Origin of the sequence: Nocardia speluncae NBRC 108251 (assembly GCF_001613245.1) — a bacterium.
GTDB classification, from domain to species: Bacteria; Actinomycetota; Actinomycetes; order Mycobacteriales; family Mycobacteriaceae; genus Nocardia; species Nocardia speluncae.
The window spans coordinates 76,616-101,515 of record NZ_BDBZ01000030.1 but is presented as its reverse complement, the minus strand read 5'-3'; the positions used below and the strand labels follow the sequence as shown (position 1 = coordinate 101,515).

Here is a 24,900-nt window from a genome sequence, read left to right as displayed (position 1 = left end):
GTCATGACCGATCAGGTGAGTATCGAAACCCGCGACGCGTGGGTGGAATTCCCGATTTTCGACGCGAAATCGCGGTCGTTGAAGAAGGCGTTCCTGGGGAAGGCCGGCGGTTCGATCGGCCGCAACCAGTCCGATGTGGTGGTCGTCGAGGCGCTGCGCGACATCACGCTGTCGCTGAAGGAAGGCGACCGGGTGGGCTTGGTCGGCCACAACGGCGCCGGTAAATCCACCCTGCTGCGACTGCTGTCCGGTATCTACGAACCCTCGCGCGGCAGCGCGCGCATCCGCGGGCGGGTGGCACCGGTGTTCGATCTGGGTGTCGGGATGGACCCGGAGATCTCCGGGTACGAGAACATCATCATCCGCGGCCTGTTCCTCGGCCAGACCCGTAAGCAGATGATGGCCAAGATCGACGAGATCGCCGATTTCACCGAACTCGGCGAATACCTGTCCATGCCGCTGCGTACCTATTCGACGGGTATGCGGGTCCGGCTGGCGATGGGAGTGGTGACCTCCATCGATCCGGAGATCCTGCTGTTGGACGAGGGTATCGGCGCGGTCGACGCGGAGTTCATGAAGAAGGCCCGGATCCGGCTGCAGGAACTGGTCGCCCGCTCGGGCCTCCTGGTTTTCGCCAGCCACTCCAACGAATTCCTCGCCCAGCTCTGCGATACCGCGATGTGGATCGACCACGGCCAGATCCGCCTGCACGGCGGAATCGAAGAGGTGGTCCGCGCCTACGAGGGTCCCGAGGCGGGTAACCATGTGGCGACGGTATTGCGGGAACTGGAGGCCGAGAAGGCCGGTGGTTCCACCGCCGGAGCCGGTGAGGCCGCGCAGCAGGCAGACGGCGAACGAGAACTGGAGAAAAATCAGGTATGAGCGAGTCAGGCCCGGAGAGGGCGGCGAAGCGTGACCACGCGGAGCCCTCGCTCACGCCCGATGGACCGAGCACGATCGAATCGGGCGGCTCGGAGGCGCTAGCGGAACACGACCACGCAGCGCCGCCGCTCGACGCCGATGAACACGATGTGAGTGAACCCGCACATCGGCCGGCGGATCCTGCGCCCGGCCGCCACCCGGCCGCCCCTGGACAGCCCGTAACCGCCCCGGTCGAGCAGACCACGACGGCGCAGGGTGAGTCGGCCATCGCAGACCGTCCGGACCCGCCGACGACTGCTCAGGATGCCCGGACCGCGGCCGAGCAGGCCGTACCGACGGCGGCTGCCCGGGGCGTATCGCCTGCTGCCGTGCCGACGGACCCTGCCGCGGCGGTACTGCCTGCGGTCGACTACAGCGTGGACGCCACCGTCGTAGCCGTAGTGGTGACGCACAAGCGGCATGACCTGCTCGCCGAATCGCTGAAAGCCGTGGCGGCCCAGTCGCGTCCGGTCGATCACCTGATCGTGGTCGACAACGGTAACGAGGACGAGGTGGCCGAGCTCGTCGCCGATCAGCCGGTACCGACCACCTACCTCGGTTCGGCGCACAATCTCGGCGGCGCCGGTGGATTCGCGCTGGGGATGCTGCACGCGCTGAGCCTGGGGGCGGACTGGGTGTGGCTGGCCGACGACGACGGCCGCCCCGACGGTCCGGAAGTACTTGCCACGCTGTTCGATTGCGCACGCCGCCACGAACTCGTGGAGGTTTCGCCGGTGGTCTGCGACATCGACGAACCCGACCGGCTGGCTTTCCCACTGCGCCGCGGGCTGGTGTGGCGGCGGCGGCGCTCCGAACTCGGCGACGACGATTTCCTGCCGGGTATCGCCTCCCTGTTCAACGGCGCGCTGATCTCGGCGCAGGCAGTTGATGTGATCGGCGTGCCGGATCTGCGGTTGTTCGTGCGCGGTGACGAGGTGGAGGTCCATCGGCGGTTGGTGCGTTCCGGATTACCCTTCGGCACCTGCCTGCAAACGGCGTACCTGCATCCGAACGGTGCCGCCGAATTCAAGCCGATCCTGGGCGGGCGGATGCACACCCAGTACCCGGACGATCCGGTGAAGCGCTATTTCACCTACCGCAACCGCGGGTATCTCATGTCGCAGCCGGGCATGCGAAAGCTGCTGCCGCAGGAATGGATTCGTTTCTCCTGGTTCTTCCTGGTGACCCGCCGCGATCCGGCCGGGTTGCGCGAGTGGTTCCATCTGCGCAGCCTCGGGCGCAACGAGCAGTTCCAGAAACCGGATTGATCCCGGATCGCCCATACGGCTCATATCGGTCACCCAATGTGTAACAGGGGTTGACAGCGGATGCGAGAGTTTCCTCCCCAGCAGGTAGGTTCGGCTGGCAATCAGCATGATTCGGGAGGAGATCGATGAGTTACCCCGGCGGTCAGCCGCCACAAGGCATGCCCGCACCCGGCCAGTACCCGGCACCGCAACCACAGTTCGCGCCGCCGGCACCGTATCCGGGCGGGCAGCCGCAGCAACCAGGGGGACCACAGGGGCAGGAGCAGTGGGGCGTGCCGCCGCAGGGATTCGGGCAGCCCCCCGGGCAACCGCAATTCCCGAGCAGTCCGCAACCCCAGCCGGTGGGGCAACCACCGTTCCAGAGCGGACCGTACTCGCAGCCGGTCGGGCAACCGCAGGCACAGTTCGGGCCGGGCGGGCAACCCGGGCAGTACGGTCAGCAGCCGGGTCAGCCGGCGCCGAACGATCCGCCGGGCATCACGGTGGACTGTTCCTACACACCCATGGCCTTCCTTCTCGCCATCACCAAGCCGAAGATCCTCGTGAACGGGCAGCAGGTGCCGAATACCCGCTGGGGCGCGAACCATATCCCGGTCGGCGCGGGTAACTACCACGTACGCGTGGCGACGCCGTGGTTGTTCGATATGGGCCCCGCGGAGACCCCGGTTCCTGTTCAGCCAGGGCAGGCGGTTCGCTGCTACTACCGGACGCCCGCGATCATCTTCATGAACGGCGCGATCGGGCCGGTACCGCAGAAGACCCCGGGCATTGTGGTGATGTATGTGCTGTGGGCGTTCGTGGCCCTCATGTTCGTGCTGAACATCGCCGTGATGGCCTCGATGTGAGTTGACGCGACGCGCTCGGCGGACCGATACCGGCCCGCCGAGCGCCGGCGTGACACCCACACACCCGCGTGACGCCCTTGCCCCGGGCAAATCGCCGGCGCACGAAATGCCGAACACCGCACTGTACGGCAGATACGCCCCGCCCGACCTGCGGTAATCGCGCGCCCCCTGGGCAACGCACAGCCGGTTGCCTACGCTCGAACCGCATGCGCCGACCATGCGGTGAACCGCTGGGCGGCGGCCGCGACGACAAAAGGGGCAGGCTATGACGGCAACCGCAAACAAACCACTGAGCGGGCGGACGATGATCATGTCCGGCGGCAGCCGGGGCATCGGCCTGGAGATCGCCAAGCGGGCCGGCGCCGACGGCGCGAACATCACCCTGATCGCCAAGACCGATCAGCCGCATCCCAAACTGCCCGGCACCATCCACACCGCAGCAGCCGAGATCGAGGCGGTGGGCGGGACGGTTCTGCCGTTCGTCGGCGATATCCGGCTCGACGATTCGGTGGCCGAGGCCGTCCGCCGGACCACCGAGCGTTTCGGCGGGATCGATATGGTGGTGAACAACGCCTCCGCCATCGACCTGTCCCCCACCGACGCGCTGGCAATGAAGAAGTACGACCTGATGCAGGACATCAACTGCCGCGGCAGTTTCCTGCTGTCCAAACTCTGTATTCCGGAGCTGCGCAAATCCGCGGCGGCCGGGCGTAATCCACATATCCTCACCCTGTCGCCGCCACTGAACCTGGACCCGAAATGGGCGGGGTCCTCCCTGGGCTACACGATCGCCAAATACGGCATGTCGCTGACCACGCTGGGCCTGGCCGAGGAACTGAAGCCCGACGGTATCGGCGTGAATTCACTGTGGCCGCGCACCACCATCGCCACCGCCGCGGTGCGCAATCTACTCGGCGGCGAGGAGATGGTGAGCACCTCGCGGACCCCGGATATCTACGCCGACGCGGCCTACCTGGTGCTCACCTCGCCGGCCGCAGAAACCACCGGCAATTTCTTCATCGACGACGACGTTCTGGCTGCCCACGGCATCACCGACCTCGACAAATACCGCGTAGCACCAGGCGACGGCCCGCTCACCACAGACCTGTTCCTCTGAGCGTCCGCCACGCGAGTCGAACTCCGGCCCGGCACCCGGGGCAAGGCGTGAACGCCCTGTCCGTCCCTGCGGGGCCGACGGCGGGCCCACCTCCCGTTCCTCCACGAGCAGCTGATGGTCGCTGCCTGCGGCAGCGAGAGGTTCGCGACCGCCGCTGCACGCAATCGACCTACCGCGGGCCCGGTGCACGCTGAACAGAATCGGCTGTTACGGGTGGCGCACCTCGGGCTCCACCCGTAACAAGCTCATTTCCCGTCGATCCCGTAAAGCCGTTCCCAGTTCTCGCGACTGGTGAGCTCGGCGTGGGCACTGCGGTAACGCTCCTGCAGCGTCGGCAGTTCTTTGCGCAACCGGCGCAGGGCCCGCAGCGTGCGCAGCAGGAGGGCACGCGCACGCGCCTTGTCACGTTTACGCACCCGCACCCCTGATTGCGAAGCATCGGTGACGACCACATGGTCGAACAGCGAGACATGCCACCAGTGCGCGTCCTCGCGGGCCACCCCCATCAGCCCGTACTGCACCCGGCCGGTCCACTGCTGGATCGCCCGTTTGATCAGCACCGCCAGCAGCCGGCTCGGTTCGCCACCGGCCCGGCGTACCCGGATATCGGCGGAGTTCACCGACGGGGTGGCGGCCGGATGTTTCACGGTTTCCGAGTAGTCGGCGCGGCTGGTGCGGGCCAGGCGCAGCACCTCGGTGCCGCCGTCGCGCAGGATCTGCGGACCCTGCAGGAAGTCTTCGATTCCCTGCAGCGTGGTGTGCGCGAGACCGTACTGCATCCCGACCAGGTACTCCCCGATATTGCGGAGCAGCTGCCGGGAGATGGTGCCGGCGTCCAGGTCGGTGTGCATGGCGCTGACGATCAGCGAGTTACGGGTGCTGAAGTAGCGGGCCCAGTCGTCGAAATCCTTCCAGTAGAAGTCCGCGTGCCAGACCGCCGCATTCGGCAGGGTGACCGTGACGAACCCGTGCTCGCGGGCGCGGACCCCGTACTCCACATCGTCCCACTGGAAAAAGATCGGCAGCGGCAGCCCGATCTTCTTCACGACCTCGGCCGGGATCAGGCAGGTCCACCAGGCGTTGTAACCGGCGTCGACGCGGCGTTCCTGGTTCTTCTTCAGCATGCTGGTATTGCGCAGCGCCTTGGGTACCTTCTGGCCGTGCATCAGCTTGTTCAGGTGCACGTCCTCGGCGCCGACATTCAGGTAGTCGGGGTTGAGCAGGAAGAGCATCTGCGCACCGACGAGAGTCGGTTCGACGGTGAGGTTGGCGAAGGCCTGCAGCCGCAGTACGGTTTCGGGTTCGCAGAGGATATCGTCGTCCATGAGGATGACGTCCGCGTGTTCGTTGGCCGCCGAGACTTCGTACAGCCCGCGGGTGAATCCGCCGGCGCCGCCCAGGTTGGGCTGGCGGATATAGCGCAGTTTCGCGCCGAGCGCGGGCCGGGTTTCCTGGTATCGCGGCTGGTTCTCCACCAGGTCGGTGCCCTGGTCCACCACGTACACCGCGTCGAGGGCGCCGAGCACGGTCTGGTCGGAGGCCAGTGCCGCGACGGTTTCGGCGCAGTCCTGGGCGCGATTGAAGGTGCAGATGGCGATGGCCACCGGGCGTACGGTGTCGGGCGCCGGGGCGGTCCAGGTGAGGTCCGAAACGGCCAGTTCCGCGCCGACGGCATCGAATTCGAGCCAGAGCGCGCCGCCGTCGACGAACTGGTCCAGTGGCGCGGTCAGGGTCACCGGACCGCTGGCGGTGACCTCGGTGCTACCGACGATGCGCCGATGCCCGGCGATATCGGAGGCGACGATCCGGACTGCGGCCTGCCGGCCGACGTGCAGGGTCATGGTCGCCTGCACTTCGGTCACCACGGTCCAGCGCTGCCAGTAACTGGCGGCGAAACGGCCGAAGTAGGTGTTGGTGTGTGCGGTGGCGCCCTTTTCCAGGTGCAGGCTCAGCCGATCGCGGGTGGCGCGACCCTTGACCACCGCGTACAGCTCGTCGCTGATCTTGGGTGAGGGTCCGGTGAAGATGCCCCGGGCGAGCACCAGCCGGTCCGGTGCCCGATGGTGCTCGGCGAGCAGCGACTCCGGCGCGACCGCCGAATGTTCGTTCGTCTCGCTGACGGCCTGCGTAGCCGACTGGTCCATGAAATCCTCGAAATCCTCGTATATCGCGCATGTGCGAGGGCCCTGCGTGGTTACGCTTCGTTTCCGCCTCCGGGCCCGACTCGCTCATGCTCTGCCTATTAAGCCAGAGCGAGGGCCCTGCGTGGTTACGCTTCGCTACCGCCTCCGGACCTGACTCGCTCATGCTGGGTGCCGACGGGACCGACATGTCCCGGAACACGGTTCGCGGCGGGCCCGAGAATATCAATCAGCCACGCCGGTCGCCCGTTCGGTCGTTTCCCTTTCGCCTTCACCTGTAAACACGAACTTGTCGTAGGCCCAATACCGGAACACCACCGCGACGATCTGACCAATCAGTGTTCCAGAAATATTGTCCGCCAGCGGAGTGGACAGCTCCAGCACATAGCGGGAGAAACCCAGGCAACCCAGTTGTAGCCCGATGGCAACCACATTGATCAGCGCGTACATCACATATTCGCGGACCGGACTACCGGTTTGCTTATGCGAGAACGTCCACCATTTGTTGCCGAAGTAGGTGACCACGGTCGCCACCGCGATCGCGATGATCTTCGCGGGCAACGGGATGTGGAACATCACCCCCTCGCCGTCCCCGACACCGAAGTCGAACACCAACAGGTTGTAGGTACCGGCATCGACCAGGAACCCGATCACACCGACCACCAGGAACGCCGCGCTCTGCCGTAACCCGGCGCGCACTCGCGCGGCGAGCGAACGGGGGGCCGGCGCGCCGGTGTCGACCACGGCCGACGACTCACCAGATGACACGCGCCGACGGTACCGTAGTGACCTGAGCCATCGGTGTTGACATGGCAGGAGCGAGTCAGGCCCGGAGGCGGCAGCGCAGTGTAACCACGAAGGGCCCTCGCTTCTGCCCCATGGATACAGCCCGGTACTCTCCCGATGTTCCCATATCCATCGATTTCGAGGATCTGACCAGGTGGAGTCCACCGTTCTGCGCGTTGCTGCCGTGGTCCCGTGCCACAACGAAGAAGCGTCGGTCGCCAAGGTCGTCACCGACCTGAAGGCGGCGGTGCCGGGGATCGTCGTGTACGTGTACGACAATCTCAGTACCGATGCCACGGTCGAGAAGGCACAGGCCGCCGGCGCCATCGTGCGCAAGGAACTGGCCAAAGGCAAGGGCAATGTCGTACGCCGCGCCTTCGCCGATATCGAGGCCGATGTGTATCTCATGATCGACGGCGACGACACCTACGACGCGGCCGCGGCCCCGCAAATGATCGAAACCCTGCTCTCCGGCCCCTTCGATCATGTGCTCGGCGTCCGGAAACAAGATGTGGGCGGATCGGCCTATCGGGCCGGTCACGAAGCCGGAAACCGGGTCCTCAACGGCGTCGTCGGCAAGGTTTTCGGCGAAAACGTCGAGGATATGCTGAGCGGTTTCCGGGTGTTCTCCCGCCGCTTCGTCAAGAGTTTTCCGGCCGTATCCCGGGAATTCGAGATCGAAACCGAACTCACCGTGCACTCGCTGCATTTGCGCGTTCCGAAGGCCGCGGTGCCCGTCGGCTTCCGGGACCGTCCCGCGGGCAGTGAGAGCAAATTACGCACCTACCACGACGGGTTCAAAATCCTGGCCCTGATCTTCGGGCTGGCCCGGCACGAGCGGCCGGTCGCGTTCTACGGCCTGTTCGGGACCCTGGGCTGGCTGGTCGCGGTAGTGCTGACCATCCCGATCATCGCGGAATACTACGAATCACATACCGTGCCGCGCTTCCCCACTCTCTTCCTGGCGTGCACACTGCTGCTGGTGGGCTTCCTCGCTTGGACCGCAGGCCTGATTCTGGACGGTATCCGCCGCTCCCGGCACGAAGCCGCCCGGCTGATCTATCTGCGCTACGAGGCGCCGACCGCGGCGCAACCGGCCGCTTCGACCGGCGAACCCCAGCCGGATCCTGTGGCCGGGGATATCCGTTGATCGCCGATACCGAGACCCGTCCCGCCGGAAACGAGCGGGCCGCGGGCAAAAACCGCCTGTCCACTCCGGCCCGCGCCGGCCGCGCCGTGATTCACCGAGCCGGCCCGGCGACCGTCGCCTTCCTCCTGCTCGCCGGGATCTTCGGCCTGGTGTTCGCGGTGATGAGCCCGCCGTTCTGGGGCCACGACGAACTCACCCAGTTCGGCCGCGCCTACCAGGTATCGCAGGGCGGGTTGGCACCCACCGAGATCGAAGACGGCCGCGGTGTCGCCTACGGCGGTGAAGTACCGGCCACGGTGGAAGCCCTCATGGGATTCGCACTCGACGATTACACCCACAACCCCGGCGAGCCGTTTCCGCTCGTCGCCGACCCCGGCACCTACCAGCGGCTCAGCGACGCACCGGTTACCGACGAGCGGAAAACGGTGTGGTTCACCAATACCGCGGCGTATTCAGCGGTGCCCTATATCCCGAACGCCATCGGTATCTGGGCTGCCGACCTCATAGGTGCCGATACAGGCACCCTGGTACGCCTCACCAGGCTGGCGGGACTGGCCTCCTACCTGCTGGTGGTCGGATTCGCGCTGTGGGCGCTGCGGGCGCACCGAATCCAATGGCTGGCGTTCACCGTCGCCGTACTGCCGATCGCGGTGTTCCAGGCCGGCACCATCACCGCCGACACCCTCACCAACGCGCTCGCCCTGCTGGTCTCCGCGTTGCTGGTGAAGGGACTGTTCCTCGGAGACAGGCTGGGGCGCACCGAAACGGCCGCAGTGCTGGCCTGCGCCATTCTGCTGCCGTTGTGCAAACCGACATACATTCTGCTGGCCATGCTGGTGGTCTTGATCCCGGCCGAGCGGATGGGCCTGACCGGATGGCGCCGCTGGATCACCTGGGTCTGTGCCGCCCTGGGCGCCATCGGATTCGCGGTGTGGATGAAGATCGCGGCACCCACCGGCGAGGGCACCAGCCTGATGCGCCCGCAACACCAGTGGTACACGGTCGATACCGGCGAACAGCTGATCGGCATCCTGACCGACCCGTTCGGTTTCCTACGGACCTTCTGGGAAAGCATTCTGCGCCGCGACCACGAATGGTTCACCGAGTTCTTCGGCGAACTCGGCTTCGCCTACGTGAATGTGCCCGCCACCGCGATCGTGGCCTGCCTGCTGGCCCTCGCCGTAAGTGTCGGGACGGCCGAACGATTCACCCACCCGGATTTCCGGCGGACGCTGGTGGTCGCGCTGATCATGGCCGCCAGTGTCGCGATGATCTACGTAACGCTGTACATGTCGTTCACACCGGTCGGCTACTACATCATCGACGGAGTCCAGGGCCGGTACTTCATCCCGCTGGCCCTCGTGACCTTGGCGGTGCTGCTGCGCTGGATGCCGTTCCGGCTGCGCGGCCCCGGCGACCGTGAGCCAGGACGGGGTGCCGCGGTCACGATCGTCGTCGCGGCGACGATCGCATTGGTCGCCACGGTTGCCAAATACCACATCTACGTCTGGGCGTAGCTGCGCTGCCGGCGGCCGTGCCGAATCAGGAAACTTAGATGGTCCGTTCGCCCGCTTCGGCGTAGGCCTGTTCGGCGGCCGCCTTCATCGGGCGCCACCAGTGTTCGTTGTCCCGGTACCAGGCTACGGTGGCGGCCAGCCCCGCCCGGAAGTCCGCGTAGCGGGGCGCCCAGCCGAGTTCCTCACGGAGCAGGCTTGCATCGATCGCATAGCGCTGGTCGTGACCGGCGCGATCGGTGACGAAGTCGAAATCGTCCGGTGCGCGGCCGAATTCGGTGAGCAGCATTTCGACCACCGTCCGGTTGTCGAGTTCCCCGTCCGCCCCGATCAAGTAGGTCTGGCCGGCCCGGCCGTATTCCAGCACCGCCCAGACCGCGCGGTTGTGATCGTCGACGTGGATCCAGTCACGGATCTGGTGCCCGCCGCCGTACAGCCGAGGCCGTGCACCGTCGATCAGATTGGTGATCTGACGCGGAATGAACTTCTCGACATGCTGATACGGCCCGTAATTGTTCGAGCAGTTCGACAGGGTGGCCTTGATGCCGAAGGACCGGCCCCAGGCGCGCACCAACATATCGCTGGCGGCCTTGGTGGCCGAATAGGGACTCGACGGGTTGTAGGGGGTGCGCTCGGTGAACGCGGGATCACCGGCGGCGAGATCACCGTAGACCTCGTCGGTGGACACATGGTGGTAGCGCACATTGTGCCTGCGCACTGCCTGCAACAGGGCATAGGTGCCGACGATATTGGTCTGCAGGAACGGCCACGGTTCGGCCAGCGAATTGTCGTTGTGCGATTCGGCGGCGAAGTGGACCACCGCATCCACCCCGCTGACCAGTTCGTCTACGAGGTCCAAATCTGCGATATCCCCGTGCACGAAATCGATCCGGTCGGCCACCGGATCCAGCGAGGAACGGTTACCGGCATAGGTGAGCGCATCAAGAACGGTGACCGTCACCTCCGGCCGTTCGGTGACGGTCTGCTGGACGAAGTTGGCTCCGATGAACCCGGCCCCACCGGTCACGAGAAGACGCACCCGTTCACTCTACGACCCGCACGCACGTCCCGTCGTAATCACGAACGACTCCTGTAGAAACCCGGCACATATAGGGCAACTACGGATTTATCCGGAGGATTACGGCGGGCGTTCTCGACATCACCCGGCGCCTGCACCCGTGGCCCCCTGCGCGGCCATGACAGGGCACCTCAGGACAACCGCTGAACTCCGTGCCAGGACGTCCCCGACATCAGCTTGACACCGAGCTGAGGGTCTTCACCAGCCAGCTCGACGAGTTCGCGGGCTGTCGGGTAGCCGTCCTTACCCTTGAACCGGCTCAGGACCTCGTCGAGCAGTGCCCGGTCCGACGGTGAGCAGTCGGCTCTGATCGCGACGGCTTGTTCCCTGACACTGCTGATCGTCCGCTTCATCCGGTCGGGATCACGATCGAAGTCGAATCCCGCTCGCGCCCATGCGACACTTCCGTCTTGCACAGCAAATATTTCGATCCGGTCGACACCGGATCGGCGATAGTAGTCGTTCATCGACGCGGTGAAAGCCTGCGAGAAGCCGCGGCCGCGCGCCCCCTCTTCCAATCGCATATGCGCGTTGAACACAACGATCCGGCCATCCTTCACGCTGATATGTCGTTCGACGCGTCCTACCTGCCGGCCGGCGTCATCGACTACGGCACCATTGATCCGGAAACCGCTGACCGGCGGTCCCCCAGCGCTGGTGGGCCCGAAGTACGACACGTCGGTGAGCCGCAGGTGAAATGGACCATACCGACGCTCGAGCCCGGACAGATCCGAACGAAGCCGCCGGTTGTCCAGGGTGCGGACACGCAGTAATTCATCGACGCCCGGTACCGAGGCGAGGTTCGGTCCGGTGCCGGTTGGCCGATTGTCCGGCCCGGACATACCCGTTTCACGTACCGCCGCCCTGTTCGCCCCATCGAACCGATCGGCACCGTCGTCGAGAATGCCCGCAGAATCGCGCATCGATGATGCCTTGTGCCCGACGAAATTCCGGAACACTCGAGCTATCCGCGCTGTACCGTCGGACAACAGTTCACGAGCCGAACTCATCTAGCACCACGCTTATCACGCCGGAGTCATGCGGGCAGCCGATCCGCCCCCCAGCTGCGGTGCACATATCCGACGACCCGGTCCAGTTCGGTGCGGTCCACCGAGGCCAGTTCGCCCGGCTCCAGCGGGTCGAAATGGAAGATGTAGAGCCGGGAAGCGAACTGTTCGAACGGCAGCGACGCCTCGCCGAAGCGTTCGCCGTGGCCGGCCGTACCCACCACGACTCCGTCGCCCCAGTCCTGACCGCTGTCGTTGTTCGGGTTGTAGAAGTAGACCCGCATCCGGTCCTGCGGATCCAGCGCGACCCGCAGTACGGTGATCGCATGCCAGCCCACGAACCGGGCGGCGCTGTCGGTGACCGCGACTCCGGCCGGCTGGGGGTGGATCAACGGCTGGTTGCCGTTGTGGAACGGGTGGTAACTGGCATAGAAGTGGCGTAGGAACTCGTCCAGATCGGTGAGCTGCCCGGTGGCGACATCGACGTTGATCCGGAACCCCCGGCCCGACCACCAGCCGTGGAATTCCGGATTGACCCAGCGGTGCGGATCGCCCTCGCGGTCGGCGCACTCCCGGCCCATCTCCGCATAGATACGGTCCAGATGCGGCACAACCAGCAGCGAGACCGGGTCCAGATCGACCGGTAGCTTCGTGGCAACCCCGCCGGCACTGTCACGCGAGGAGATGGGCCGGCCCTCGAAATGCATGACGACCTCGTCGTCGCGCGCCGCCCACGCCAGCGTCTGTAGGAGGTAGTCGGGATCGTTGTAGGCCCACATCGACAGCGCCCGGGCCGACTGGCACGTCGGGTTGTCGCCCTGACCGACACCGAGCGGCAGCCCCAGAACGGACAGCATGCCCGCGAGCAGGCGGGAATGCGGGGCCGGGGCGGGACCGAAGGCCTGGATGAGGCGTTCGGCCGAATGCGGGGACAACTGCAGCGCGAGCTGCCGCCACAACGCCGGGGCGACCGGCGGCTGGTAGAGGATTCCGCGTTCCAGCAGCAACGCGATCCCGTAGATGCACTGCGCGGTTTCGACGTGCACGGCGTCGGCGATGAGACGGCGTACCAGTTCGTGATAGCACAGCAGGCATTCGCGACCGGTGCTGGACAGGCCCAGTGCCTCGCCCAGCAGATACTCGCCCTTGCCGAGCAGGAAACGCACGAGCACCGCGTGATACGGGGAGACCAGGCCGGTGTCGTGCATGGACCGGGCGAAACCCGCGGTCTCGTACGCCAGCGCGCTGTCATCCATCGTCTCGAGGCGTGCCCGGTAGACCTCGACGCCCGGATCCTCCCGGCACGCCTCGGTGGTGCCGTAGAGGCTGCTGATCAACCGGTCGGCGCCGAGTCCGGCGGCGCCCAGATCGATATCGGGGTTGGTCCGGGCGACGGCGATCTGGGTGATCATCCGCTTCACCGGCTCCACCTGTATCGGCCGCTGCCGCAGAATCCGCCAGATCTCGTCGACCAGGTTCTCCAGCACCTTCTCGTAGCCGATCTCCTCGACGAGATGGCGCAGCAGCTCCCGCGAAACCTGGGCCATTCGGCCCTGCTGCGCCCGCTCGGCCTCGGTGGGCGGCGCGAACAGCAGCGTCAGATTCATGGCCAGCACCTGGGACAGGTGATGGTTCGCGTGCTCGGCGGAGATCATCGGGTGCACGTACTCACCCTTGGCCACCGCCAGCAGTCGCAGATTGCTCACCGTCTCCAGCACTACGGTGTCGGCGTTGGCGCTGCGCAGCGAACCGGTGCTCAACGAGGGGATCAGAATCTGCGGCTGCGCCCAATCCGTACCGCGGAACAGGCCGGCCGATTCCAGCTGTGCCGACCGTGCCCGCACGGCCGCGCAGCCGCCGGGCAACAGCAGTACTCGGCGCAGCGCCGCGAGAACCCTCGACAGTTTCAGGTGTTTGCCGAAATCGCTGGTGTCCGCGAGCAGCTGCGTCGCATCATCCAGCATGGCCAGACGCCTGTCGAGGGTCGCCCCGTCGCCGCTGTGTGGGGTCAAATGAGGATCCTCCCCGTGATCATTGTCTATGGCGTATGAGCGACGGCCCTGCGTGGTTACGCTGCGCTACCGCTTCCGGGCCCGAGTCGCTCATACGCGAAACTGCCGAACGAATCAGATGTAGAAATCGAGCTCTTCCTGTCGCTTCAGCAGATCCCGCAAAGTGTACGGGTCGTCACCGAAGAAGTACAACAGGCCCCAATGGTTGCCGAACGCGGTACGTTTGGTCACTTTTTCGGTCAACGGCTCCGCGAGCTCGTGGGTTTCGAAATATTCGTGGTCCTCGGTCTCTTCGGGTACCGACAACTGACTGACCACTCGCCGCCGTGGATAAACCCCGAAGCAGCCGGCATGCCCCTTCGCATCCTCCACTTCCCGCGGGAAGAAGTTCTCGATCTCTTCCTCGGTGGTCTTGGGGTCGAATGCCAGAACGAGGGCATGGTAGGCGTTGAACCCGTACGAGCGCTCCAGCAGTTCGAACACCTTGAATCCGGGTGGACGGTAGGCGACCTCACCGAAATACATCTCACCGTCGCTGGTGACGAAGTACTCCGGATGCACGAAGCCGAATTCGATATCGAACGTCTTCACCAGCCGTTCGACCTGCCGGATGATCTCCGGCCGGAATTTCTCCAGTTCGGGTGTTGCCGGTACGAAAACAGAATAGCCGAGGGTGACGTATTCAGAAATGTTCAGAAAACATATCCGGCCGTTGTGGATCCATGCCTCCACGGCAAATTCCCAGCCGTCCAGATGTGATTCCATGAGGACCGGGAACTCGTCGTCGGGGATCGTATCTATCTCGTCCGGGGTCCGGATAATCCGATGTCCGAGGCATCCGGCCTTGTCGAAGGCCTTCACGTGGATAGGGTCGTTGGGGTCCCCGTCGAGCTTGAGCAGGGTCTGGTTCACTCGTTTCAGGAAACGGATCACATCATCGCGTTCGTGGGCTTCCTCGAATATTCCGACGCGGATACCGCCCAGCTGTGCGCGCCGCTTCATCAGCGCCTTGTCGCGCAACAGCATGGCCTGCCCGAAAAGGCGTGGATTATCCATCAGTACAGAATTGATGGCCCCCGCCCATTCGACGGTTTCCTCGAAGATGGGAATGGCGACGTCCACTCCCATGTCCTGGAGTGTCTCGGCGATTTCCATCGACCGATCGTTGAGCCGTTCGAAATTCCAGGGAAGATAGGGTATGCCGTTTTCGGCGCAGTAATCCGCCACCCATTCCGGTGCCACTACGACGTAGCGCCGGTCGAAACGATCCACCGCTTCCACGGCATTCAAACTCCAACCCAACAGGGCTACGTAACCTTTGTCCGGGTTGTACTCTTCATCCGGGTTCAGAACTCTGGACTCTGATGCCGAAATCGACAAAACCTCTCCCCTCTCGACCACATTTACAGCTCGCTGAATCACGAGGGCGTCGGTTCACACGCGAAACTCCGGCCACACCGCCGGCACAGATATCGGGCCGCTACCGAATCCGCGTCGAAAGTTCGAATTCGCCGTGGACCGAAAAATGTAACGCCCTCATTTCCACCGAGTACCCGATGTTCCCGGAACGAAACAGGCACCGGCCCGGGCCGGCCCGGTACCGCACCCGAAAGCCGCGCGGCCGCACTGTCATCGGGCCGCGCGCACCGGCCTCGATCCAGTGGCCACACCGGCCCGTACGCCGGGCACCGGACCCCGGAGGGCCTGCCGCACGAGCGCCGCCGCATCCCGGCTGGCACACTGATCGAACATGCGCGGAATCATTCTGGCGGGCGGCACCGGGTCACGGTTGCATCCGATCACGCGCGGGGTGAGCAAACAGCTGGTCCCGGTCTACGACAAGCCGATGGTCTACTACCCGCTGTCCACTCTCATGCTGGCCGGGATCCGGGACATCCTGGTGATCACCACACCCGAGGACGCCGAATCCTTCACCCGGTTACTCGGCGACGGATCACAGTTCGGCATCTCGATCAGCTATGTGGTGCAGCCGGTTCCCGACGGAATCGCGAGGGCCTTCGTGCTCGGCGCCGGCCATATCGGCGGCGATTGCGCCGCCCTGGTGCTGGGCGACAACATCTTCCACGGCCCCGGCCTGGGTACCAGTCTGCACCGGTTCGCCGATATCGACGGCGGCGCCGTCTTCGCCTACCGGGTCTCGGATCCGACCGCCTACGGTGTCGTCGAATTCGCCGACGGCAAGGCGATCTCCATCGAGGAGAAGCCGAAGGTCCCGCGTTCGAACTATGTGGTGCCGGGACTGTACTTCTACGACAACGACGTGGTGGAAATCGCCCGCGGCCTCGTCCCGTCGGCACGCGGGGAATACGAGATCAGCGATATCAACCGCGCCTACCTGGAAGCGGGCCGGCTGGGGGTCGATGTGCTGGCGCGAGGCACCGCCTGGCTCGACACCGGCACCTTCGATTCGCTGCTCGACGCCGCCAACTACGTGCGCACCGTCGAGGAACGCCAGGGTTTGAAGATCGGCGTGCCGGAAGAGGTCGCGTGGCGGATGGGCTATATCGACGACGAACAACTGTGCCTGCTGGCCGACCCCCTCACTCGCTCCGGTTACGGTAAGTATCTGCTCGATCTGCTCGAGCACGGACGGAGTTGGTGAGTAGGTAGATGCGGATCAGTGAGATGTCGGTCCCCGGCGCCTGGGTTTTCAGCCCCACGGTCCACGGCGACGATCGCGGCTGCTTCGCCGAAACCTTCCGCGCTTCGGAATTCGAGAAGGTCACCGGCCGGCCGTTCGATCTGTTGCAGGTGAACACCTCGGTATCCGCGGCCGGGGTACTGCGCGGGATCCACTACACCGACGATCCGCCCGGCCAAGCGAAATACGTCACCTGCGTGCGTGGAGCGTTCCTGGATGTGGTGATCGACCTGCGGGCCGGATCACCCACCTTCGGCCGGTGGGACAGTGTGCTGCTCGACGACCGCGACCGGCGTTCGGTTTTCATCTCCGAGGGGCTCGGGCATGCCGTCCTGTCCCTGGCCGACGATTCCACCCTCACCTACCTGTGCTCCCTCGAATACAGCCCCGAATACGATCACGACCTGGACGCCTTCGATCCGGATCTGGCCATCGACTGGCCGGCGGCCGGTCGCGACGGGCAGCGACTCACCTACCTCCGTTCACCGAAGGACGCGGCGGCACCGCGACTGCGCGACCGCTGACCGTCCGGACCGTCCAGGGGCGCAGGCCCGACGTTGCGCAGAAGCCGCCCGCCAGGACGGTTTCCGCCGGATTCGCCGAGTGGCCGGTTCGGCGGTAATGTCGCTGCCCGGCGGTTCTGTGGCAGGGCCGCCCCACGGTGCCGGTGAAATCCCGGCCCAGGCGCCCCGGCTGCCGCCGGGCCGGTTCTCGGGGATTCGTCCACTGACTCACTGGCCGTACCGGGATCCTCCCCTGGATTCCAACCGGGAAGCCAACCGTGACCAGGTATAGCGATGCCGGCCGCTGCTATTCCCCCGTGGAAAGGAATGAGACCTAGCCGACAGTCGAAAAAATTCGCTGGAACGGCGTAACGCCACGGGGACCCGGCACCGATACGACCCATGAAAGCCGGAGCTGATCTATACCGGGGAATGGAGATGACAGTGCGTACGACGTTTTCGACTTCCGTCTCGGCGGGCGCCAAGTCCGCGGCCGCGCGGGACTACGTCCAGCGTGGCTGGACGGTCGCCGAAACGACCAACGGCCTGTGCCTGATCACCGATGCCGACGTGTCCGCCGTCGAGGTCACCGGGGAGTTGGCCGCGTCGGTACGCCGGTACCTGCGCGCGAACAACCTGACCGGTCCGGTGATCGAGATTCCGGGCGCCGAGCGCCGCGAAATCCATCTGGTCACCGGTGTGCGCAAGGCCGAGCGTGCCGTAGAGGCGCTGCGTGCGGCCGGGGCGGTCGTGCATACCGACGGTGACGGCATCCCGCTGCCGCCCACCCACCTGTCGGCGGGTTCTGCGAGCTGGGGTGTCTCTCCGGAGGAGGCCCGCTGGATTCCGCCGGTGGTCGCGCTCGGCGCGGCGGTGCGTACCGCCCTCGCCCGGCGCCCGCACCGGCTGACCAGCGTCGCCTGAGCAGGCACAACAGATAAACAACAGTCGACAACCCCGGTCGCGGGTCCGACCGGGGTTCCGTCGTGCCATACCTCTGTCGTGCCATACCTCTGCTGGGATTCCCGCCGCACCCGGTCCGGATACGCGGATCTTCGCCGGGGAAGGCGCCGAACCGGATCAGCGGATACGGAAGATGACCAGTCGCTGCACCACGAAGTTGATAACCGTCGCCGTCCCCTGTGCGATCACATAGGCCAGCGGCACCCGCCACCACAGACCTTCGTCGATGGCCTCGTAGAAGACCCAGTTGATGCCGACCTGCACGCAGAAGGTCAGGGCGTAGAGCACGACCACAGCGGTGAAACGGGCCCGGCTGGGCGGCGCGTTGAAGGTCCACCGCCGATTGATCAGATACGCCGTCGTGGTGCCGGCGATGAACCCGATCGCCTTCGCGATATTCACCGGGAGTCCGGCCACCTCGAGCAGTAGCCAGTACAGCCCGAAGTCGACCACCGCCGAAAGCACCCCGGTGGCCACGAACCGCAGCAGTTGCGTCTTCAGGCCGATTTCCGCACTCTGCTGCCCGGAAACGTCCGGCGCGAGCCCGGCAGCCACCTGTTTCTCAGCGGAGGCGGAGGGATCCGCGGCTGCTCCCGGCACTACCCGAGGTTCCCGGCTTACGGCATTGCTTTCAGGGGCCACCGCCCGAAATCTACTTGCCGAACCCCACCCGCGGCACCCTTGGGTGGCCGGCGCCCCGTATCCCCTGCCCTTCACGAATGGTCTACGCCGATAGCACGGGCGATAAGCCTCGACCCGCGACGCCGCAAGCGGCGCAAAGTTGCAGTAGCCTCTATGCCGATGTCCACGAAAGCTCCGACCTCGACCCAGTCGGCCGGTACCGAAACCCCACCGGCCGGCGAACGCGACACCGCCGCCGGCGACTTCTCGCTACCCACTCGCACCAAGACGCTCACCGGATGGGGCCGCACCGCAGCGACCTCATCGGATGTGCTCGCCACCGACGATCCGGAACTGATCGCCCGAGCGGTGACCATGGTTGCGGAGGACAACGAGAGTAAGCCTGCCCACCTGCGGCGCGGGGTGATCGCGAGAGGCCTCGGCCGGTCGTACGGCGATCACGCGCAGAATGCCGGGGGGTTGGTCATCGACATGACCGCTCTCAACCGCATCCACCGCATCGACAGCGATACTCATCTGGTCGACGTCGACGGCGGTGTCAGCCTCGATCAACTGATGAAGGCAGCCCTCCCCTTCGGTCTCTGGGTCCCGGTGCTGCCCGGCACCCGGCAGGTGACCATCGGTGGCGCCATCGCCTCCGATATCCACGGTAAGAACCACCACAGCGAGGGCAGCTTCGGCAATCACGTCCGCTCGATCGACCTGCTCACTGCCGATGGACAGGTACAGCACCTCACCCCGAAGCGCAATGCCAAGCTGTTCTGGGCCACCGTCGGCGGTAACGGGCTGACCGGCATCATCCTGCGCGCGACCATTCAGATGGTGCCCACCGAAACGGCATACTTCCTCAACGACGGTGTGAAGACCCACACCCTGGACGAAACCATCGCCGCGCACAGCGACGGCAGCGAAGAGCACTACACATATTCGAGCGCCTGGTTCGATGTGATCAATCCTGCTCCCAAACTCGGCCGCGCCACGATCACCCGTGGACGGTTGGCCAAGGCGGACGAGCTACCGAAGCGGCTGCGGAGCAAACCGCTGAGATTCGATGCGCCGCAGTTGATGACAGTGCCGGATATCTTTCCGAACTGGACGATGAACAAGTTCACCCTCAAATCCATCGGCGAGGCCTACTACGCCATGGGTGGGGATTACACCGGCAAGGTGCAGAACCTGACGCAGTTCTACCACCCGCTGGACATGATCGCCGAGTGGAATCGGGGGTACGGCTCGAACGGTTTCCTGCAGTACCAGTTCGTGGTGCCGACCGAAGCCGTGGACGAGTTCAAGCGCATCATCGTCGATATCCAAGCCTCCGGCCATTATTCGGCTTTGAACGTCTTCAAGCTGTTCGGGCCGGGCAATGCCGCACCGTTGAGCTTCCCGATGCCGGGCTGGAACATCTGTGTCGACTTCCCGATAAAACCGGGGCTCAACGAGTTGGTCAGTGAGCTGGATCGGCGGGTGCTGGAGTTCGGCGGCCGTCTCTACACTGCGAAGGATTCGCGCACGACCGCCGAAACCTTCCATCAGATGTATCCCCGGATCGACGAGTGGATCAAGGTGCGCCGCAGCGTCGACCCGACAGGCGTATTCATGTCCGATATGGCGAGAAGGCTGGAGCTTCAGTGATCAACGCGGTAGGCAATCCGCAGTCCATTCTGCTGTTCGGCGGGACCTCGGAAATCGGCCTCGCGATCTGTGCGGAATACCTGAAGAAGGGCCCGGCCCGGGTGGTCCTGGCCGTTGTGCCCGGTGACCCGCTACGCGATACCGCCGTGGCCCAGCTGAAGGCAGCCGGCGCGAGCCAGGTCGATGTGCTCGATTTCGATGCGCTCGATACCGCCGCGCACCCCGAGGTCGTCGAAAAGGCGTGGGCCGAGGGCGATATCGATGTCGCGATCGTGGCGTTCGGCTTGCTGGGCAATGCCGAAGAACTGTGGCAGGACCAGCGCAAGGCGGTCCAGATCGCGCAGATCAACTACACCGCCGCGGTATCGGTCGGTGTGCTGCTGGGCGAGAAGATGAAGGCGCAGGGTTTCGGCCGGATCATTGCCATGTCCTCGGCGGCCGGTGAGCGAGTCCGGCGCTCGAATTTCGTCTACGGCTCCACCAAGGCCGGGCTGGATGGTTTCTACCTGGGCCTCGGTGAGGCGCTGCGGCCGTTCGGGCCGCGGGTGCTGGTGATCCGGCCCGGTCAGGTGCGCACCACCACTACGGTCGAGCATTGGAAGGCCACCGGCGCCAAAGAGGCACCGCTCACGGTGGACAAGGAAGAAGTGGCGGCGCTGGCCGTCGCGGCCTCGGAGAAGGGCAAGGAGCTCATCTGGGCGCCCGGCGCGTTCCGGTACGTGATGATGATCCTGCGCCATATTCCGCGCCCGATCTTCCGCAAACTCCCCGTCTGACGGGCAGTAATCGGGAACAGCAGGAAGCCGCGGCGGAGATACACCGTCGCCGTGCCGAAAGGGGCCCGGCCGGACCGGCACCATCGCAGGTCTCGGCACGATTGATCCCCGCTCACCGGGCTCGCTGCTTCCGTCGACCCGATCAGTAAAGCTCGAGGGCCGTCGCGCCCGGATGTACTCCGGCGCAACGGCCCTCGTCGTATTTCGGTTCACCCGGCCGCGGGTTCCGGCCGGGTTCGCTCATACTCGCGTCATTCGCTGTCCGAGTTCGCGGCGCAGCACCTCCTGAGACGGCAGGCGCCCGAGGACGCGTAATACCGTGGGTCGTAGTTCTCGCTGCTCTTCATCGGTGAGCAAGCCGACGAGATCGCGCAGTTCCATATCTTCGAAGGCCGAGGTCATGCGACCCAGGGTACGGCGTGAGTCGGTGTTCGTCACCCGTTCGGGAATTCCCTCACCTGGAAATAAACCGCACTGTGAGGTAACACACATGATTGACGAGTTTCGATGTAGCGCACCGTAGTTCAACTCACTTTGATGGGATCATCGGTGTCCAGACCGCTGCGATTACGCTCGGTGACAGCCAATTTCGCAGGCTGCGCGCCGGGCCGGTACGGGGTGTAACGCTCCAGCGAACCCCAGTCCCGCGCCCAGTCGTCGGCCAGGTAGGCGGCCACCGAATCCGCCCGCAAGAGCAGTTCGGTCCAGCCCAGCGGGCCCCCGCCGATATGGTCCTGCCAAGCATTGGACGCATCGGATCCGGTCCGGTCGGGCAGGATCCGCCAGCGCGGTACCTCCGCGACACCGTTTGCGTGGTCGAACGGCCGTTGACAGCCGAATGCGAGCCCGACGTGCCAGTCGAGCAGCACCGGGTCGGTATGCCCGACAACGGAATCCAGGGTCTCCAGGCGCGGCAGGCGCGGCGGTGTGAGGGCCAGCCATTGCCGGCTGGTGATGTCGTTGTCCACCGCTACCAGCCGGACGGCGTTCACCTCGGGCGGCAACTGATCCAGCGGGACCCGCAGATTGCGCCAGGACGGATTCGGGCCGATATCCAGCGGGGTCACCGAACCCAGCACCTGCATGCTGCCGTCGGCGGCGCGGGTACCGTATTCGACGGTCAATTCCTGCCCGTAGGTGAGAACTCCATCGGCGTCCACCGATTTGATCCGGCCGGCAGCCGTTATCGCCAGCACCCGATAGGCGGGGTCGGCACGCATCTCGTCGGTCAGGTCCAGGCGATACCACTGCGAGGTCAGTTCCGCCTGCTGCTGGTCACCGGTGTGGTAGCTGCCCAGCACCGGGGTGCGGGCGGGGTCGAGACCGAACGGCAGGGTCACGGTGGAACCGTTGATCCCGGCTTGTTCCTCGGTGCCTCCGCCGGTCCCGGCGCCGGTGGTGGCGGTTGTTTTGTTCTCGGTATCGGATTCCACCGAGTTCGCGCTACCGGTCACGGTTTCCTCCGCGTCCGCGGTGAGATCGCCGGCGACCCCGTCCGGGGTGAAACCGGAGGTCTGCGCCTCGGGGTCGGTGGAGACGAGACCGGCGGCCGGATCACCCTCATAAGGCTGCAGCAGCGAATCCGCGGTATCGGTCTCCACCAGCACCTCGTCGGCCATCCCGCACGGGTCACCGGCCAGCGCCCGGAAATTGGATTTTGCGATCGAGTACGCCGGGTACTGGCCCACGGCAGCCTTGGTGAGCGAGGCGATCTCGAACAACACCACCAGCGCCGCCGCAATCGTCAACGGGGCGGATGCGTAGCGCGCCGAGCGGGACGGCGGACCACTGCGGTACGGCGCCCGATAGTGCAACCACAGCGCCAGCAGCAACGCGAGCACGCTGAGCCCGAGGAACAGCGTCGAAAAGCCCTTACCCGCGATCACCGGCGCTTTGTCCCACCACGGGACACCGAAGCTGGACACATACCACCAGCCGTTCGACCCGGTGAAGGTGATCGCCAGCAGGAACAGTACGGTGGCGGCGAACAGCGCGCGGTTTCGGGGCGCGCGAATACCGTTGGTACCCACGGCCACCGCTGCCAAGGCCGCGAGCGAACCGGCCAGCCCGGCGTAGACGCCGAAGTGATGGGTCCATTTCGTAGGTGTGAACATCATCAGCAACAGCGCGGCGAACACGATGCCGAGAATGCGCACCGAGGGCCCCCGTGAGGTACCCGGGATCCGGCCCTTGCGCAGCACTTGCAGCACGCAGACCAGCAGGCACAGCAGCATCAACAGCACACCGAAACGCCGGGCCAGCGAACCGTCCGGGGAGAGCATGAGCAGCGAATCCCAGCGGGTGCGCTCATCGAACCACGCCACATTCGGGCCGACTGCGGTACGCACCCGGGTGGCCTCCAGCACCGTCGACAGTGTCTGATCGGCGAAGATCACCACGAGCACCAGCGTCCCGGCGGCCAGTCCGGGCGCGAGCAGACTCGCGTAACGCCCCATCGCGCCCCACACGCTGTTGCTCTCCATGCCGCCCCGAGCACGTTTGATGATGATCTGCAGAACCGGCCGGGAACCCGCGATCAAGGCGGCGATACAGATGAGCCCGGTCGGGCCGGCGGCCAGCGAGAACGCGGCGATGAGTATCGCGACCGCGGCCGGCAGCAGACGTGCAGTGGCGATGGCGCGTTCGATAGAACACCAGGTGAGCAAGGCACCTGCGGCGATCAGCGGTTCGGGGCGCAGACCGTTGTCGTAGGGCAGCCAGAACGCCAGGAACACCAGCCCGGCGGTCCACAGCGCGACCTGGTTACCGCGTACTCGGGCGCCGAGCCGCGGCAGCACTTCCCGGCTGATCACCAGCCAGCAGACGATCCCGGCAATCAGCGTGGGCAGTCGCATCCACGGGCTGGACTCCGAGAGCCGCGACATCCATGCCAGCACCTCGTAGGACCAGCCGAACGGCGCCTCCGGCACCCCGAACCAGCGGTAGTAGTTCGCCAGATAACCGGATTTCTCCGACACCCTGGCCATATTCAGGATGTAGCCGTCGTCGGAGGTGTTGGCGCCGATCACATGCCAGCCCACCAGCACCCCGAGTACCGCGCCGTCGGCCAGCCGGAACCGCCACCAGTGCGACGGCAGGAACCGCCGGGCACGACGGCCGTCGGCAGTGTCGAGCAGGTGCAGAGCGAGCAACGCGAGCGCAGTGAACACGACCGCGCCGATGATCGCCGCAAGTTTCAGCGGGGTCGGTGAGGAGGTGAAACGGGAGTCGATATCGGCGTGCAACCGGATACCGGCGAGCTGCTCGGCAGGCAGATCGGTGAAGACGCCGACCATCTGCGGCCGGATATCCCGATCCACCTGCGTGCGCAACGGTGTACCGTCCGCGCGGGCAGCGCCGATGATCTCGGCCGTGGTCGACGCCGCGGTCGATACCACCGACACCGATTCACAGCCGGCCAGTTCGGCGCGGTCGGCGGCGAGCAGCGGCACATCGCGCAGCACCACCGAAAGCGTGTCGCCGGACATGCCGACCCGCAGGCCGCGGGCCGACGATTCACCCGATTCGTCGGGAACCGTCGCCACCACGGTGCCCTCGGCGGCGGCCAGAACCGGGCACGGCACCGTGAGCTCCAGGCGCAGCGGCTGATAACTCACCAGCGGCGCCTCGATATCGGTCGCACCGGCCTGCGGCCACTCCAGGACCGTCTCGTCCTGCCGGACCGGCAGCACCGGCGCCAGGATCGCCAGCACGAACCCGAGTAGCCCGGACACCAGGGCCAGCAGACGGATACGGTTCAACGCTCGGGGGGATCGTTGCGGTCGCACGGGGCTCGACTCTAATGGGCGCAACCAGGCGCGGCGCATTCACGGCTGTGCATGGCCAGGCGGGCCGCCCGGAACGAACCGGGTTGCCCCGG

At 65.6% G+C, this 24,900-nt stretch carries 20 protein-coding genes; 11 read left to right on the top strand and 9 right to left on the bottom strand.

All coding sequences use genetic code 11. The annotated features are described in order from the left end of the window. The first annotated feature begins 3 nt into the window (after positions 1–3). The 4 genes from wzt to NS6_RS23005 all read left to right on the top strand — a co-directional run bounded on the left by wzt (position 4) and on the right by NS6_RS23005 (position 4,151). Positions 4–882 (top strand): galactan export ABC transporter ATP-binding subunit Wzt/RfbE, encoded by an 879-nt coding sequence (gene wzt / locus NS6_RS23020; RefSeq protein ID WP_068045090.1) that lies wholly within the window; start codon positions 4–6, stop codon positions 880–882. Between the two features lie 395 nt (positions 883–1,277). Continuing rightward, a complete protein-coding gene (gene glfT1 / locus NS6_RS23015; protein WP_210747270.1) occupies positions 1,278–2,189 on the top strand; it encodes a galactofuranosyltransferase GlfT1 in 912 nt (303 codons plus the stop codon). A 125-nt stretch (positions 2,190–2,314) separates the two neighbouring features. After that, positions 2,315–3,034: a hypothetical protein gene (locus NS6_RS35995; RefSeq protein WP_245669470.1), complete on the top strand. Its 720-nt coding sequence runs from the start codon at positions 2,315–2,317 to the stop codon at positions 3,032–3,034. A 265-nt stretch (positions 3,035–3,299) separates the two neighbouring features. Beyond that, entirely contained in the window at positions 3,300–4,151 is an 852-nt protein-coding gene (locus tag NS6_RS23005) for an SDR family oxidoreductase (protein WP_068045088.1), read from the top strand. Positions 4,152–4,396: 245 nt separating this feature from the next. Here NS6_RS23005 and NS6_RS23000 read toward each other — a convergent pair whose 3' ends face one another. Then, on the bottom strand, positions 4,397–6,295 hold the full coding sequence (locus tag NS6_RS23000; RefSeq protein WP_068045086.1) for a glycosyltransferase: 1,899 nt from the start codon (positions 6,293–6,295) through the stop codon (positions 4,397–4,399). A gap of 222 nt (positions 6,296–6,517) precedes the next feature. Continuing rightward, positions 6,518–7,060 carry a GtrA family protein gene (locus tag NS6_RS22995; RefSeq protein WP_084471327.1) on the bottom strand — a complete coding sequence of 181 codons (543 nt, stop codon included), beginning with the start codon at positions 7,058–7,060 and terminating at the stop codon, positions 6,518–6,520. A 172-nt stretch (positions 7,061–7,232) separates the two neighbouring features. Between NS6_RS22995 and NS6_RS22990 the strand changes: the two genes are divergently transcribed. Both NS6_RS22990 and NS6_RS22985 read left to right on the top strand, forming a co-directional pair. Next, the gene (locus NS6_RS22990) at positions 7,233–8,228 is read left to right on the top strand and encodes a glycosyltransferase (protein ID WP_068045082.1); all 996 of its coding nucleotides are present in this window, start codon (positions 7,233–7,235) and stop codon (positions 8,226–8,228) included. Further along, the gene (locus tag NS6_RS22985; RefSeq protein ID WP_068045080.1) at positions 8,225–9,745 is read left to right on the top strand and encodes a DUF2142 domain-containing protein; all 1,521 of its coding nucleotides are present in this window, start codon (positions 8,225–8,227) and stop codon (positions 9,743–9,745) included. The genes NS6_RS22990 and NS6_RS22985 overlap by 4 nt, the downstream gene beginning before the upstream one ends. A 34-nt stretch (positions 9,746–9,779) precedes the next feature. On the opposite strand, the gene rfbB is transcribed toward NS6_RS22985, so the two are convergent. The 4 genes from rfbB to NS6_RS22965 all read right to left on the bottom strand — a co-directional run bounded on the left by rfbB (position 9,780) and on the right by NS6_RS22965 (position 14,994). Beyond that, positions 9,780–10,781: a dTDP-glucose 4,6-dehydratase gene (rfbB, locus tag NS6_RS22980; RefSeq protein WP_068045077.1), complete on the bottom strand. Its 1,002-nt coding sequence runs from the start codon at positions 10,779–10,781 to the stop codon at positions 9,780–9,782. Positions 10,782–10,951: 170 nt separating this feature from the next. Beyond that, entirely contained in the window at positions 10,952–11,830 is an 879-nt protein-coding gene (locus NS6_RS22975; RefSeq protein WP_157112898.1) for a hypothetical protein, read from the bottom strand. A 26-nt stretch (positions 11,831–11,856) separates the two neighbouring features. After that, positions 11,857–13,791 (bottom strand): hypothetical protein, encoded by a 1,935-nt coding sequence (locus tag NS6_RS22970; protein WP_068045072.1) that lies wholly within the window; start codon positions 13,789–13,791, stop codon positions 11,857–11,859. 162 nt (positions 13,792–13,953) lie between these two features. Next, positions 13,954–14,994: an ATP-grasp domain-containing protein gene (locus NS6_RS22965; RefSeq protein WP_245669477.1), complete on the bottom strand. Its 1,041-nt coding sequence runs from the start codon at positions 14,992–14,994 to the stop codon at positions 13,954–13,956. Positions 14,995–15,589: 595 nt separating this feature from the next. On the opposite strand from NS6_RS22965, the gene rfbA reads away from it, so the two are divergent. The 3 genes from rfbA (at position 15,590) to NS6_RS22950 (ending at position 17,928) form a co-directional block, all read left to right on the top strand. Continuing rightward, positions 15,590–16,462 carry a glucose-1-phosphate thymidylyltransferase RfbA gene (gene rfbA, locus NS6_RS22960; RefSeq protein WP_068045069.1) on the top strand — a complete coding sequence of 291 codons (873 nt, stop codon included), beginning with the start codon at positions 15,590–15,592 and terminating at the stop codon, positions 16,460–16,462. A gap of 8 nt (positions 16,463–16,470) precedes the next feature. Next, positions 16,471–17,025, top strand: a complete 555-nt coding sequence (locus NS6_RS22955) for a dTDP-4-dehydrorhamnose 3,5-epimerase family protein (RefSeq protein WP_068045068.1) — start codon at positions 16,471–16,473, stop codon at positions 17,023–17,025. A gap of 411 nt (positions 17,026–17,436) precedes the next feature. Further along, on the top strand, positions 17,437–17,928 hold the full coding sequence (locus NS6_RS22950) for a hypothetical protein (protein WP_174552621.1): 492 nt from the start codon (positions 17,437–17,439) through the stop codon (positions 17,926–17,928). 156 nt (positions 17,929–18,084) lie between these two features. Here NS6_RS22950 and NS6_RS22945 read toward each other — a convergent pair whose 3' ends face one another. Next, complete coding sequence (locus tag NS6_RS22945) at positions 18,085–18,522, bottom strand: GtrA family protein (RefSeq protein WP_245669476.1); 438 nt, start codon at positions 18,520–18,522, stop codon at positions 18,085–18,087. A gap of 240 nt (positions 18,523–18,762) precedes the next feature. Between NS6_RS22945 and dprE1 the strand changes: the two genes are divergently transcribed. Both dprE1 and dprE2 read left to right on the top strand, forming a co-directional pair. After that, positions 18,763–20,244, top strand: a complete 1,482-nt coding sequence (dprE1, locus tag NS6_RS22940) for a decaprenylphosphoryl-beta-D-ribose oxidase (RefSeq protein WP_157112897.1) — start codon at positions 18,763–18,765, stop codon at positions 20,242–20,244. Then, on the top strand, positions 20,241–21,020 hold the full coding sequence (gene dprE2 / locus NS6_RS22935) for a decaprenylphospho-beta-D-erythro-pentofuranosid-2-ulose 2-reductase (protein ID WP_068045066.1): 780 nt from the start codon (positions 20,241–20,243) through the stop codon (positions 21,018–21,020). The genes dprE1 and dprE2 overlap by 4 nt, the downstream gene beginning before the upstream one ends. Positions 21,021–21,260: 240 nt before the next feature. On the opposite strand, the gene NS6_RS35240 is transcribed toward dprE2, so the two are convergent. Continuing rightward, on the bottom strand, positions 21,261–21,422 hold the full coding sequence (locus NS6_RS35240; protein WP_168433881.1) for a hypothetical protein: 162 nt from the start codon (positions 21,420–21,422) through the stop codon (positions 21,261–21,263). Between the two features lie 122 nt (positions 21,423–21,544). Next, a complete protein-coding gene (locus tag NS6_RS22930) occupies positions 21,545–24,847 on the bottom strand; it encodes an arabinosyltransferase domain-containing protein (RefSeq protein ID WP_084471326.1) in 3,303 nt (1,100 codons plus the stop codon). Between the last annotated feature and the right edge of the window lie 53 nt (positions 24,848–24,900).